The organism is Rhizobium sp. 11_C7_N12_5, from assembly GCF_051811145.1.
GTDB lineage: Bacteria > Pseudomonadota > Alphaproteobacteria > Rhizobiales > Rhizobiaceae > Rhizobium > Rhizobium lusitanum.
The window spans coordinates 18,324-31,331 of record NZ_JBPWPY010000003.1; the positions used below are offsets into that span (position 1 = coordinate 18,324).

Sequence of the window (13,008 nt, forward strand, 5' to 3'; positions counted from 1 at the left end):
TGCGGGTTCGAAGGGATGCCCAGGGGCTCAGCTAGCTGGCGAGCCGGCTTGCCGCGCGGCGCTGAAACACCATTCGGCAGCACCTTTGTCGCTTAGCGGCCGTGAATAGAGGTAGCCCTGCACCAGCGTACCTCCCAATCCCCTAAGCGCCGCAAGCTCTTCTGGCGTTTCAACACCTTCAACCACGCATTCAAGCCCCATGTCTCGGCTGAGAGTGAGCAGAGACTTTACTATTTTGAGGCTGGCAGGCCTTTTGTGTAAGTCTGTGACGAAGCTGCGGTCTATTTTGATCTTGGTGAGAGGAAGAGCATGTAACCGTGTCAAGCTGGAGTAGCCTGTGCCAAAATCGTCCAGTGAAATGCCGCAACCGAGGCGTCGTAGCATTTCCACTGACAATTTGATCTGCTCGAAATCATGTGCAAACGCCGTTTCAGTAATTTCAAGATCAAGACGCCATGGGTCAAAGCCGCTGCTTTCGATAATCCCGATTAACGACAGCACTCCTTCGCAGGTGTTGAGATCGTGGGCCGATAGATTGAACGACAGGCGCAAGGATTTTTCCCACTCCGACGCGAAAACAAGTGCCTTTTTAAGCAGAGGACGCGTCAGCGAACCGACGATGCCGGCCCGTTCTGCAATGGAGAAGAATTGCGCCGGTGACACACATCCGAGAACTGGGCTGTGCCAGCGGGCCAAGGCTTCAAAGCCAACCGTTTGCCCGTAGTCTATATTCACAATCGGCTGAAACATGACCGAAAGTTCGTTTTCCAGATTGGCTTGCTTGAGCAGGTGCTCAATGCGTGCTTCGATGTTGATTTGCTTTTCATGCTCAACGTCAAATAAGACCGCGCCCCCGCGGCGTGTTCTTTTGGCATGGTAAAGGGCGTAATCCGCCCTGTCGAACAGCTGCTCCAGCGTGGAAGCGAGGTTTGGAAAGACAGCTATTCCCATCGACGCGGATATGTGCACCGTTCCTTCGGGCAGATGATAGGGTGCCCGTAGCCATTCGGAAATGGCATTGGCGTTTGCTAGGAGCTGAGTATCGTCAGGTGCGATCGGCGCGACAATTGCAAACTCGTCACCGCCCAATCGAAATGCTCGACTGGCTTTCAAACTGGTCGTCAGGCGCCTGCTGACGTCGATTAGCAGCTTATCTCCCGCTGAATGTCCGTAAAGGTCGTTGACCGGCTTGAAGCCATCAAGATCAATGACCCCCAGGGCCAGTCTGGTGTTCTCGGCTTTGGCCCTTTGGAACTCCGTTTCCAGATGCGCAAAAAACGCGCGGCGGTTGGGTAGGTCCGTCAGACTGTCGATATTCGCAAGCAAGAGGTTTTCATTGCTAAGCGCTTCTGTGCGTTGTTGCGCGATGACCATGCGCTCGAAATTGCGGTAATTGGTGAGGAGAATCGACATCATGCCAGCGCAGACCAGCGCCACATTGACAGCTATGGCAATAAAGGTCGGCTGCCTTGATGTGATGAAAAATACAATGAATGCTCCGTTGACGATCACAGTCACTATGAATGCTGCCGAACGAACATACATCAGACAGAAAATGCAGGAGATAACGGTGATTGCCATATAGAAGGCAACATGAGACTGCGCATATGCATCGCCGTAAGGCACCAGCAAAAACGACCAGACGGTAAATGCGATGGGAATGCCGACAGCCAGACGGTTGGTGCGTACGAGTGCGGTGTAAGCCACGTCCGGCCCGGGCTCCGCATTCCGCGTTCTCCACCAGAATCCGATCCTAAGCGTACAGCCGAGCGTGAAAAGTGCGGGAATGCCAACAGTGAGCCAAATCGGCGCTGACTGCATATGGGTAATGGAAAGCGCCCAAGTGCTCGAAATCAGGATGAAATACATCATCGGCATCTGCCGTGTGAAGGCGCGGTACTGAGCTTTCAGCAGGTCCGCGTTATCCGACCGAATGGACATGAAGTTCAGCAGTTTTTGTTTGGCTTTTAGTATTTCCATCGCGCGACTTACAGCATAACGGCGCTATTTATGGCATATTGGTCGTTACGCTATTTGAAATACACATGGTTAATCGCCAAAGAATTGATTCAACCTCCGAGTGCGGCGTTATTATGCTGATCGAAATAGGACTTTTTCTTATTTAAGCTGTGCGAATGTCGCCAGAGCAAGTTTTGGTAGAATAAATATACATTTTTGTACCTGGATCGACCTTCAATCTCACCGCGATTGATCGCCGGATCAGCTCCACAGGCGCCAAACTCGGCCGTGGCGTCGATGAATTATCGCCGTTCTGGCCGCTTCAAGCGCGAAAGGCTTCGGCTTCAGCGACGCCTCGGACCTTGCCATCGCGCGACTGCAACGGTGGTCAGTATGCTAACCACCAACTGAGCTGGCTCGGAGATTCTCCGGCAGGTGCGTGACCTTGGGCCTTTACGTCGCTCTAAACATTGAAGCGCTACTGCCGTAATGTTCGGCCTGACTGTGCATCGAAGAGATGTAGCTTTCCGACGCGCGGGACAATGGTGACTTCGTCTCCAGGACGGAAATCGTGCCGTTCGGAAAAGACCGCAACCAGTTCGCTATTGCCGTAGCGCAGGAAGACCATGGTTTCGTGGCCGGTTGGCTCCGTCACATTCACTGTTGCTTTCAGGCCGGCTTCGCCGAGCTGCAGATGTTCTGGACGAACGCCGAGCTGGACTGCCTGACCGTCAGTGGCAGCGGGAGCAAAACCAAGAGCGATCTCGTCACCGGTCTCGGAAACAAAGACGTGCCCATCGGCCTTGTACTTGCCCTTCATGAGGTTCATGGACGGCGAGCCGATGAAGGTCGCCACGAACGTGTTGTTCGGCCAGTCGTAGAGGTCGAGCGGCGTGCCGATCTGCTCGACATGGCCGCCCTGCATGACCACGATCTTGTCAGCCATGGTCATGGCTTCCACCTGGTCGTGGGTTACATAGATGGTCGTCGTATTGAGCCGCTGATGCAGTTCCTTGATTTCCTTGCGCATTTGTACGCGCAGCTTAGCGTCGAGGTTGGATAGCGGCTCGTCGAACAGGAAGACTTGCGGCGAGCGGACGATTGCCCGGCCCATGGCGACACGCTGGCGCTGGCCGCCGGAAAGCTGACGCGGATAGCGGTCGAGATAAGGCACGAGATCGAGCGTTTCGGCAGCGGCTTGGAGGCGCTGCTTGATGACGTCTGCCGGCTGCTTCTGCAGGCGTAGTGCAAAGACCATGTTTTCCGCCACTGTCTTGTGCGGATAGAGCGCATAGCTCTGAAATACCATCGCGATGTCGCGATCCTTAGGGGGCATGTTGTTAACGACGCGGCCGCCGATTGAAATCGTGCCGCCCGTAATGCTTTCCAGTCCCGCCACCATCCGCAGCAACGTCGACTTGCCGCAGCCAGACGGGCCGACGAGCACGACAAATTCGCCATCATCGATTTCGATGTCGATCCCGTGAAGGACTTTCATGGCGCCATAGGTTTTTTGCGCCCCAGATACCTTAACTTCAGCCATCTCGCTCCCTTCTGCCCCATCAAAGCCTGTTCTCGAAGGCTGATACCGAGGCATTCTCCCATTCTTTCGACGCTTTTTTCATCCGCGGCCAGGCAGACTCCGCCCGCACCGCGTTTCCGAAATCTCGCGGAATTTCCCCTCCATGAAACGTTTCATTTTCGATTGACATTTTACCGCCACTGTCTAATTCTTACCATCGAGACCGAGAGGAGCGGTGTCACACGCAAACGATGAAACGTTTCATTTCTTTGCTTAACAGATAGTTCTGTAGGAGACCAGTGTAAATTTCGCGACTGGTTCCGCCTCATCCGGCGGGCAGATCACCGGGGATAAAATGGAGGAGAACACATGAAACTCGAAGTATACGATGCATTAATGCGCCGTCAGGCAAGCCGTCGTGATGTCCTGCGCGGCACGGCGAGCGCTGCCGCGCTGATGGGTGTTTCCAGCGTCATGGGCGGATTGCCGGCTCCGGCGTTTGCCGCCGATGACGTCCGCGCACAAATTCTAAAGATTCCAGGCGTAGGCAAGGGCGCACCTACGGACGCGGACTGGCAGAAGGTCGGTGAGCTTTGTCTTGGGCCAACCAAGGCCAATGTCAAGCAGGGCGAGTTTGCCGGCGTTGAGCTGACCTTCATGGGGCTCAACAACCAGAACCTCCACAATTTCCTGTTCCGCGGCTTCCTGAAGCCATGGGAGGCCTATACCGGCGCCAAGATCAACTGGATCGACCTCGCCCAAGCCGACTATAATGCCCGCCTGCAGCAGTCGATCGCCACCGGCACCGTCGATTTCGACATTCTTGAAATGGGGGCGCCCTTCGAGGGTGATACGGCCGGCAAGGGCCTGCTGTCCGAGATGCCCGATTGGGTAAAGAAGCAGATCGATATTGACGACTACGTCGATTATCTGAAGCCTCCTGTCGGAACTTGGGACGGTAAGACCTATCGCGTGACGATTGACGGCGATTGTCATAACTTCAACTACCGCGCTGACTATTTCAAAGACGAGACCCTTGCGAAGGCTTGGAAGGACGAAGGCCATTCTGGTGAGTGGAGCGTTCCGAAGACTTGGGCCCAGGTTCAAGAAGTCTCCAAATTTCTGAAAGGCAAGAAGGATCCGCTGTCGGCCGGCCCGGCATATGGTTACCTCGACCCGTACAAAGGATGGGGTGGGTTTGGTTTCTACTTCCTGGAAGACCGGGCAACCGCCTATGTGAAGATGCCGGGCGATCCGGCTTGGCTGTTCGACCCGGAAAACATGAAGCCGCTCGTCAATAGTCCTGGCTGGGTCCGCGCTATTCAGGAAGCGATGGACCTCCTATCTTACGAACCCACCGACCAGATCAACGCCGATCCGGGCACGACCGGGTTCCAGCAGTTCCTCGCCGGCACTGGTTCCATGGTCACCTGGTGGGGCGATATCGGCCAGCAGGCAAACACATCCGACACATCGGTAGTCGGCGAGGTTGCTGCTTTCGACATTCTGCCCGGCTCCGAGGACGTGTACGACCGCAAGGCGGGCAAATGGGTGAAGGCAAAGGATGGCGTGAATTACGCGCCGAACTGTGCTTATCTCGGATGGGGCATTTATGTTATGGCCCGCGTGGAAAGCGACAAGCTGAAACACCGCGCTGCCTGGAGCGCCGCCGCCCATCTGGGCGGCAAGGACCTGGCGATATGGACGGCCATGTATCCGTCCGGCTTCCAGGTGCACCGCAACAGCCAGTCCAAGATCGAGGAATGGGTCGCCGCGGGCTACAAGGGCGACTACATTTCGAACTATCTAAAGTCGCAATTCGGCTCCTATAACCACCCGAACCGTGCTGTTGAGCCGCGTATCCCGGGCATTTTCCAATACTATTCCGTTGCGGAAGACGAATTGGCGAAAGGCTATGGTGGCAAGTACAAGTCGGCCCAGGAAACGGCGGACGCCATTGCCGCCGCCTGGGAAAAGATCACCGATCAGATCGGCCGCGACAAGCAGCTGAAACTGTATCGCGCGAGCCTCGGGCTCTGATCTCGTAAAAGTGATTGTGCCGGCGGGACATCGCGTTCCGTCGGCCTTCGAATGGCTTGACGGGGACTATCATGTCGACAATGGAAGGCGACCTGTTGCATACGGTCGAAACCGGCTCGATTTCGGCGAGCCGGCGTTTTTGGGGTTATGCAGCCCTGTGGGTGAGCGCGGCCTGGCTTGCCGCCTCGTTTATGCTTCAGTCATCCCATGACCTCGGCTGGACGCAATTGGGCTTCGAAAACTGGCGGCCTGTGCTCTACGCCTACTTTATCTGGGCAGCGGTCCTTTGCGCGACGCGTGTCGTCATTCACGGCGAGGCGGGAAAGAAGGCGCTGTTCGTGCTGCCGGCCGCCCTTTTTGTCGTGTCCATGGTGGTCTTCCCGCTTTTCTTTGCGCTTTGGGTCGGATTTTCCGACTGGAACCTGGCTTCGCCGACAGGACGGCAATTCAACGGGCTGGATAATCTGCGTCAAATGTTGGGGGATGCGTTTTATCTCAATGCGCTTATCAACATGCTCTATTATGCCCTTGCGATCGTGGTTGAATATGCGATCGCGTTTGGTTTGGCACTGCTGCTGAGCCAGGAGATCGTTGCTCGCAAATTCTGGCGTGTGACCTTTCTCCTCCCGCTCATGTTGTCACCCGTTGCGGTAGGCTGGATGGTCGGAAAATCGATGCTGGAGACACGCTTCGGGCCAATTGCTCGGCTTGCCCGGTGGCTCGGCTGGGAAAATCCGTCCTTCTTCGGCGATCCGCTGACCGCCAAGCTTTCGATCATGGTCATGGATGCCTGGACGTTCATTCCTTTCATGATGATCATGCTTCTTGCCGGCCTGCAGTCGTTGTCGCGCGAAGTACTGGAGGCTGCAGAAGTCGACGGCGCAACGAAATGGCAGCGCTTCTGGCAAGTCATCTTCCCGCTGATGCTGCCGGTTTCGGTGACGGCGGTCATGATCCGCATCATCTTCAAGCTCAAGCTCGCCGACATCATCATCACGGTCACGGCCGGCGGCCCGGGCGGCGCCACGGATTCCGTTACCAGCTTCATCTATCGCGAGTATCGCGACCGTTCGAACGTGGGTTATGGAACGCTTCTGGCGCTCGTCTACCTGGTAATAATCGTCATTGGCATGACAACGCTGATCAATATTTCCGACCGCATCGTCAAGCGCATGACGGGGAGAATCTGATGGCTGCAATCGACTTCGACAAATTCGCCCGCCGCCAGCGCGCTCGCTGGTGGGCAATGCGCTTTGTGGTTTATGGCCTTCTGGTGACCTGGGCGATCGTTAGCCTTTTTCCGCTTTTCTGGACGATTTCGACCTCGTTCAAGACTGCGCCCGATGTGATGAAGGGCAATATCGTGCCCTGGTACGACTTCACGCCGAGCTGGCTCGGCTGGCGCTCTCTTGGGCTTTCGCCCGACGCGCTCACCCAGACTTCGACCGTTCGCGACGAGTTCATGCACCGGCTGTGGAACAGCGCCCTGATTTCGGGGACCGCCTCGGCGCTTGCCGTCTTCCTTGGATCGCTTGCCGCTTATGGGCTCAGCCGCTTCTCCTATAAATTCGGGCATATGCGCAATTCCGACATATCTTTTTTCTTCCTGTCGCAGCTCATCATGCCGCCGGTCGTTCTGGCCTTGCCGTTTCTGGTCCTCTACAAGCAGCTTGCGCTTCTTGATACCTTTGGCGGACTGATTGCGGTCTACACGTTGATGGTTCTGCCGATCGTCATCTGGATCATGCGTGACCAGTTCGCGACTATTCCTGTGGAACTCGAGGAAGCGGCACTCGTCGACGGCCTATCAATCTGGGGCGCGTTCAGCCGCATCATCGTGCCGCTGGTGGCGCCGGGTATGGTCGCGGCCTTCATCCTGGCCCTGATCCTGTGCTGGAACGAATATTTCTTCGCGGCCCTACTGACGTCGACAAACACGAATACGCTGCCGGTCATGATCGCCAGCCAGACAGGCAGTCAGGGGATTAACTGGTGGTCCATGGCGGCGCTTTCTACGGCTGGGATCTTGCCACTTGTATTCGTCGGCATCCTGCTCGAAAAGCACATCATCGCGGGCATGACAGCCGGCGCAGTGAAATAGCGGCGGTAGTGTTTGCCCATGGACAAGATACCCACAGTCAAGGATGTCGCCATGCGGGCGGGTGTCTCGGTGGGTACGGTGTCGCGGGTGCTTGCCGGCGAGCTTTCCGTCAAGACAGCGCTGCGCGACAGGGTCCAAGATGCGATCGATGCGCTCAGCTATCGACCGAATGTCATGGCCCGGGCGCTGCGCACCAGCACGACGGATGTGATCGGGCTGATCGTTCCCGATATTACCAACCCGTTCTTCTCGCAAATGGCGGCCAGTGCAGAACGCGCGGCCTTTGAGTACCGCCATTCGCTGATGCTGGCGAGTTCACACAACGACCGCGAGGCCGAGCAAAGCCACATTTCGGCCTTTCTGGATCGTTCTGTGCGGGGCATCATTATTGTCGCGGCGAATGTTAGCCACTCCGCGCATGTGAAAACCAAGGTGCCGATCGTGTCGCTCGATCGCCGCTTTGCCGATTTTCCGCTGATCTCCATCAATCACGCCGAGGCGGCCGCGCTCGTTGCCGATCATTTTTACGAACTCGGTCATCGCCGCATCGCCTATATTGCGGGTCCGGCCGATACAGAGGCGGGGCGCGCGCGCCGCGAGGGTTTTGTGGACCGCATCCGCGCGTTGGATGCCAAGGCCGAGCTGGAAATATTTTCCGGTCGGTTCGACTACGAATCTGGCGAGGTCATCGCGCGCCGGCTTCTTGCCCAGCCGCCCAACATGCGGCCAACAGCTATCGCCGCCGCGAGCGACCAGCAGGCGATCGGAGTGCTTCGTGCAGCGCGCGACCTTGGCCTCGATGTGCCGGGCGCCCTCTCCATTGCTGGTTTCGATGATATCCATCTCGCCAATCTTGTCGTGCCACGCCTGACGACCGTGCGCCAGCCGACGGACCAGCTGGCAAGGCGGGCCGTCGAATTGTTGCTCGAAAAGGCACTAGAACCTGGCGATGAAGCCTTGAGCGCCTCGCTTGTCATCCGCGGATCGACAGCGCCTCCGCCGCCCGACCAAGCCGGCGATCAACTGACAGAAGGCCCGAAGAGCCCCCAACAGGAGTAAACAATCAATGCTCAAAGGTATCAGGCCAGAACTCAATGGCGATATTCTCCAGGCGCTGTCCAACATGGGCCATGGTGATTACCTCGTCGTTTCCGACACGAATTTCCCCTCGGATTCCGTCGCGCGGCACTCGCTACTCGGTCACCTTCTGACAATGGAGAACACGCCCGCACCAAAGGCGATCGAGGCGATCCTCTCGGTCTTCCCGCTCGACACGCCGCTGCAGCCATCGGTTGGCCGCATGGAAGTCATCGGCAAACCGGACGAAATTCCGGACGTGCAACAGGAGGTGCAGGCCGTGGTCGATCGTGTAGAGAGCAAGGCGGCGCCCATGTATCCGATTGAGCGGATGGCTTTCTACGACATTGCCCGCAAGGCCTATTGCGTTATCGCGACTGGAGAGATGCGATTCTACGGCTGCTTCATTCTCACCAAGGGTGTCATTCCAGCTAACGAGGTGGCGCGATGAGTGACAGAAAGACCATTGTTATTTTAGGCATCTTCGCCGCCGATACCGCCTATAAGGCCAAGCGCCTGCCGCATATCGCGGAAACTCTGATCGGTTCCGGCTTTTCTCTCGGCCCCGGTGGCAAAGGCTCGAACCAGGCAATTGCTGCGGCGAAAGCAGGCGGCCAGGTCGTCTTCATCTCGCGCGTCGGCAACGATCCATTCGGCGACATGGCACTTGCGGCCTACGCGGCGGCGGGCGTGAAGGCCAATGTGATGCGCATGGACGGCGTGTCGACCGGTGCCGCCTTCATCTTCGTCAACGAGGACAATGGCGATAACGCCATTATCGTAGCTCCCGGCGCGGCCGGCCTGATCGGCATTGAAGACGTCGACGCCAACCGGGCGGAGATCGAAGCCGCCGCTATCTTCATGACCCAGCTCGAACAGCCGATCGAAGCCGCCATCCACGGTCTCACGATCGCGAAGAAGGCTGGCGTTACGACGATCTTCAATCCTGCGCCGGCACAGGTGATCCCCGATAATATCTATCCGCTATGTGACTTCATCGTCCCGAACGAGGTCGAGGCCGCGGGTATCGTCGGCCATCCGGTCGACACCGAGGAGCAGGCGGTGAGGGCGGCCGAAACGCTTCTCCAGCGCGGCGCGAAGACGGCAATTATCACGCTCGGCGGGCGAGGCTCGCTCTATCGAACAGCAGGCCATAGCGAATTCATTCCGGCTGTTGCCGCGGGCAAGGTGATCGACACGACCGGGGCGGGGGACGCCTTTCTCGGCGGCTTTGCGGCAGCCCTTGCCGAAGGCCGCGCGCCGATTGACGCCGTGCGCTTTGCGTCAGCGACGGCCGGCATTGCAGTGACGCGCCCCGGCACAGCGCCCGCCATGCCCGCGCGAGCCGAAATCGAGGCACTCCTCCGTTCTGCATGACGGAATGAACCGTACGGCAGGGGGAGGATGTCCACTCTGTCATTGCACCCACGCGGTAGCTAAACGAGATGCCGCCGACAAGCGGGCGCGATCATCAGCGCTTTCGTACGAATTCCGTGCGCAGGACCAAGCCCTTGATGGCGTCGTGCCGGCAGTCGATCTCCTCCGGATTTTCGGTGAGGCGGATCGACTTGATGACAGTGCCCTGCTTCAACGTCTGGCCGGCTCCCTTGACCTTCAGGTCCTTGACCAGCACAACACTGTCTCCATCGACAAGAACATTGCCGGCGGCATCGCGAACTATTGATGCCTTTGCAGCCTCTGCGGCAATCTCGGAGGCTGGCCGCCATTCACCGGTGGCCTCATCGTACACATAATCGTCGTTCTGGTCGCTCATGGGGTCCCCTGTCTGATGTTCGCGTCGCGATGTTGGTGCCCGTGCTTCACAACGCGGCGACGGCTGAAGCGGCTTCGGGCGAATGTGAGCCTCTATCGCGAATGGCGTGGCAATGCAAATCGCACCATTGGTGACTGAACACAGTAGACGGGATCGCAAAGTTATCGCCGGCAAGCTGAGCATAGATGTTGGCGCTCATTTTTTTACGCGACATTGAGGCGAGCGATTTCATGCCAGGTCTGGATGGCAGAATGGCGAAAATCTCGGAAGTCGGATGACGTCATTTCATAGCGTGGAAGGTGGAAGAGATTTTGTCCATTTCATTTTCGTTCGCACGCCTGCTAATAGCGGCGTTCGCATCCACAGACTGGATGCAAAACGGGCCGGTATAACCGGCCCATTCTCGATCAACGCTGCTCGACGGGTGCAGGCACCGCAGTCAGCGACTCCTGCCGGCCAAGCCGATCGGAGACGAGCAGCGACAGCATCATTTCCATGAGGCCATTTGCGGCCGCCTTCTCGCCACCGGTACCACCGATCTGGATCTGCGGCACCAGCGGTAGCTTGCCATTCTCGATCGCCTCCGCGAAGCGCATGAGGACCTGTGAGTTGAGTTGGTAGTCCGGGCCACCGAAAGCCGCGACCTTCTTCTCGGTGGCCTCGGCTTCCGCCAAACCGACGGCGCGCACCTTCTCGGCATCTGCAAAACCGGTCGCCTTGATGCGTTCAGCATCGGCAAGCGCGATGGCTTTGATCCTGTCTGCCTCGCCTAGACCGGCAAGGCGCACTTTTTCGGCCTCAGCCTTGGCGGTGACCTGAATGGTTTCCGCCTGCTGGCGGGTGCGGGCGAGCTGCGCCTTGCCCTCGTTCTCGCTGATCTCGATAGTCAGAGCTGATGTCGTGATCTTGGCCTGCTGTTCGGCTAGTGCCTCTTTCTCTCGCAATGTGCGCTCCTGGATCGCGGCCGCCTCCTGCAACTTATAGGTCTCGACTTTTTCAACCGCGATCTGGCGCTCGCGTAGCTGGATGAGAATCTGCTCTATGCTGTTCTGGCCATTAGCGGCGCGCGGCGTGCCGATCAGCACTTCCTGGAGCTCGAGGCTGTAGGAGGTGAATTTATCGCGCATTTCCTCACCCGACTTGCGCTGGATATCGCTACGCTCCTGCAGAAGCTGGATCAGCGTTTTTGTCTGGGCGATATTCTTGAAGTAGGCAGAGACCATAGGATCGAGCGTCTGCTCGACCAGCCGCTTGATGTCGCCGAAACGCTGCACCACGAGCGGCGCCTTCATATAGTCGATATGCACGACGACGGAGAGCGGCAGCACAGGCTCGAACGCATCCTTGGTGATCAACGACACTTCAGACAGGTTCTCGTCCAGCCTGTGTTCGCCAAACTGTTCCTTCGTCCATTTGAGCACGAAGTTCGTGGTCGGCACTGTGATGATATTGCCGGCATAGGTATTGAATGCGTACTTGCCGGGCAGCAGGGGTGTTGACCAGACACCCCGTGCGCCGACTTCAACCAGTTCGCCATGACGGTAGGCCGACCCGGAAATATCCGTGCCATGCCGGCCGTTATAGGAGACGACGACGCCCACGGTGCCAACGTCAATGATCGTCTTCTCGACCAGCTCGACGGTCGCGAAGATGCGGTTCAGGAAGTAGCTGCCGTCGGCCAGCACCTGCAGCTGCCGGCCGCGGTAACCACCGGCATTGAGAAACTTCTCCGGGTCCTGAAAATTGTTATGGAAGTTCGGGTCTTTCGGATCGTTAGCAACGGTTGGTGCGATGATCTCGCCATCCGGCAGCGCCGGGCCGTCATGAATGGTGACGATGCCGATCATGTCCTCGGCATTATGGATGACGACGGGCTCGAAGCCGTCCCGCTCCGTGATCATACTGGACATATCCGCGAATAGGGCTTGTTCTGACGTGCTCAAATTGACAGCATAGATCGACTGGGCGGTCAGCACGATGAATTGCGCGAGATTGATGGCATAGGTGCCTTCGCGCAGGATCTTGCGCTGCGGTCCTTTCTGTCCGCCTTTTTCGAGAAAGCTGCGTACATCCTGGAAGTCATCGGCGTCAGTATTGGAAGCCAGTGTTTGCGTCGGAGGCAGCGGCTTGCCATCCCGGGCAAAGACATAGCCGATCTGGCCCTGCGGAATGGTCACGAGATTGGCGCGATGCATCGAATATTGGAACGGCATGAAGAAGTGCAGGCCGCCTCGCACGACTTCCGGCTGATAGCCGGCCTCGCGGTTGAGCGCGATGAAGCCGTTCTCGACGGAGCCGCGAAAGCTCCACAGCTTTTCGAGGATGCCGAGCCTGTCGTTGGGGATATAGCGAACTATGCCGCTCCAACGAAACAGGACGGCCAGCACGACGACCGGAACGGCGATTTCGATTGCCATCCATTCCATCGGACTGAGACTGGGTAGGGCTTCCATCTTTTTCTCTCCTAAGGGCGCACGGATTCTTCCACCCGACTGCCGCCCGGTTGGTGTATGGTTGATAAGTTGGGGAGATTGC

Annotated in this window: 11 protein-coding genes; 6 read left to right on the forward strand and 5 right to left on the reverse strand. The window is 57.6% G+C overall.

Annotated elements, in window-relative coordinates; translation table 11 throughout:
• Positions 1-27: 27 nt before the first annotated feature.
• Positions 28-1,980 (reverse strand): putative bifunctional diguanylate cyclase/phosphodiesterase, encoded by a 1,953-nt coding sequence (locus AB8B29_RS29380; RefSeq protein ID WP_162732621.1) that lies wholly within the window; start codon positions 1,978-1,980, stop codon positions 28-30.
• A gap of 457 nt (positions 1,981-2,437) precedes the next feature.
• Positions 2,438-3,502: an ABC transporter ATP-binding protein gene (locus AB8B29_RS29385; RefSeq protein WP_037201091.1), complete on the reverse strand. Its 1,065-nt coding sequence runs from the start codon at positions 3,500-3,502 to the stop codon at positions 2,438-2,440.
• Positions 3,503-3,850: 348 nt separating this feature from the next.
• Here AB8B29_RS29385 and AB8B29_RS29390 point away from each other — a divergent pair, with 348 nt between their 5' ends.
• From AB8B29_RS29390 to AB8B29_RS29415, 6 genes are all read left to right on the forward strand, one after another.
• Positions 3,851-5,521 carry an ABC transporter substrate-binding protein gene (locus tag AB8B29_RS29390; RefSeq protein ID WP_037201095.1) on the forward strand — a complete coding sequence of 557 codons (1,671 nt, stop codon included), beginning with the start codon at positions 3,851-3,853 and terminating at the stop codon, positions 5,519-5,521.
• A gap of 71 nt (positions 5,522-5,592) precedes the next feature.
• Positions 5,593-6,711, forward strand: a complete 1,119-nt coding sequence (locus tag AB8B29_RS29395; RefSeq protein WP_037201098.1) for a carbohydrate ABC transporter permease — start codon at positions 5,593-5,595, stop codon at positions 6,709-6,711.
• Positions 6,711-7,622, forward strand: a complete 912-nt coding sequence (locus AB8B29_RS29400; protein ID WP_037201102.1) for a carbohydrate ABC transporter permease — start codon at positions 6,711-6,713, stop codon at positions 7,620-7,622. The genes AB8B29_RS29395 and AB8B29_RS29400 overlap by 1 nt, the downstream gene beginning before the upstream one ends.
• Before the next feature lie 18 nt (positions 7,623-7,640).
• The gene (locus AB8B29_RS29405; RefSeq protein WP_439006938.1) at positions 7,641-8,681 is read left to right on the forward strand and encodes a LacI family DNA-binding transcriptional regulator; all 1,041 of its coding nucleotides are present in this window, start codon (positions 7,641-7,643) and stop codon (positions 8,679-8,681) included.
• A 7-nt stretch (positions 8,682-8,688) separates the two neighbouring features.
• Positions 8,689-9,150: an RbsD/FucU domain-containing protein gene (locus tag AB8B29_RS29410; RefSeq protein WP_173412741.1), complete on the forward strand. Its 462-nt coding sequence runs from the start codon at positions 8,689-8,691 to the stop codon at positions 9,148-9,150.
• Complete coding sequence (locus tag AB8B29_RS29415) at positions 9,147-10,076, forward strand: ribokinase (RefSeq protein ID WP_439006939.1); 930 nt, start codon at positions 9,147-9,149, stop codon at positions 10,074-10,076. Before AB8B29_RS29410 ends, AB8B29_RS29415 begins: the two co-directional genes overlap by 4 nt.
• A 94-nt stretch (positions 10,077-10,170) precedes the next feature.
• On the opposite strand, the gene AB8B29_RS29420 is transcribed toward AB8B29_RS29415, so the two are convergent.
• The 3 genes from AB8B29_RS29420 to AB8B29_RS29430 all read right to left on the reverse strand — a co-directional run bounded on the left by AB8B29_RS29420 (position 10,171) and on the right by AB8B29_RS29430 (position 12,926).
• The gene (locus tag AB8B29_RS29420; protein ID WP_113102908.1) at positions 10,171-10,473 is read right to left on the reverse strand and encodes an alkylphosphonate utilization protein; all 303 of its coding nucleotides are present in this window, start codon (positions 10,471-10,473) and stop codon (positions 10,171-10,173) included.
• A 46-nt stretch (positions 10,474-10,519) separates the two neighbouring features.
• Positions 10,520-10,705, reverse strand: a complete 186-nt coding sequence (locus AB8B29_RS29425; RefSeq protein WP_439006940.1) for a hypothetical protein — start codon at positions 10,703-10,705, stop codon at positions 10,520-10,522.
• A gap of 175 nt (positions 10,706-10,880) precedes the next feature.
• Positions 10,881-12,926, reverse strand: a complete 2,046-nt coding sequence (locus AB8B29_RS29430; RefSeq protein WP_439006941.1) for an SPFH domain-containing protein — start codon at positions 12,924-12,926, stop codon at positions 10,881-10,883.
• Positions 12,927-13,008 lie beyond the last annotated feature (82 nt).

Bases quoted from the DNA above. Each gene is read 5' to 3' on its own strand.
- AB8B29_RS29380 (WP_162732621.1), bottom strand. From the start codon at position 1,980: ATGGAAATACTAAAAGCCAAACAAAAACTGCTGAACTTCATGTCCATT.
- AB8B29_RS29385 (WP_037201091.1), bottom strand. From the start codon at position 3,502: ATGGCTGAAGTTAAGGTATCTGGGGCGCAAAAAACCTATGGCGCCATG.
- AB8B29_RS29390 (WP_037201095.1), top strand. From the start codon at position 3,851: ATGAAACTCGAAGTATACGATGCATTAATGCGCCGTCAGGCAAGCCGT.
- AB8B29_RS29395 (WP_037201098.1), top strand. From the start codon at position 5,593: ATGTCGACAATGGAAGGCGACCTGTTGCATACGGTCGAAACCGGCTCG.
- AB8B29_RS29400 (WP_037201102.1), top strand. From the start codon at position 6,711: ATGGCTGCAATCGACTTCGACAAATTCGCCCGCCGCCAGCGCGCTCGC.
- AB8B29_RS29405 (WP_439006938.1), top strand. From the start codon at position 7,641: ATGGACAAGATACCCACAGTCAAGGATGTCGCCATGCGGGCGGGTGTC.
- AB8B29_RS29410 (WP_173412741.1), top strand. From the start codon at position 8,689: ATGCTCAAAGGTATCAGGCCAGAACTCAATGGCGATATTCTCCAGGCG.
- AB8B29_RS29415 (WP_439006939.1), top strand. From the start codon at position 9,147: ATGAGTGACAGAAAGACCATTGTTATTTTAGGCATCTTCGCCGCCGAT.
- AB8B29_RS29420 (WP_113102908.1), bottom strand. From the start codon at position 10,473: ATGAGCGACCAGAACGACGATTATGTGTACGATGAGGCCACCGGTGAA.
- AB8B29_RS29425 (WP_439006940.1), bottom strand. From the start codon at position 10,705: ATGAAATCGCTCGCCTCAATGTCGCGTAAAAAAATGAGCGCCAACATC.
- AB8B29_RS29430 (WP_439006941.1), bottom strand. From the start codon at position 12,926: ATGGAAGCCCTACCCAGTCTCAGTCCGATGGAATGGATGGCAATCGAA.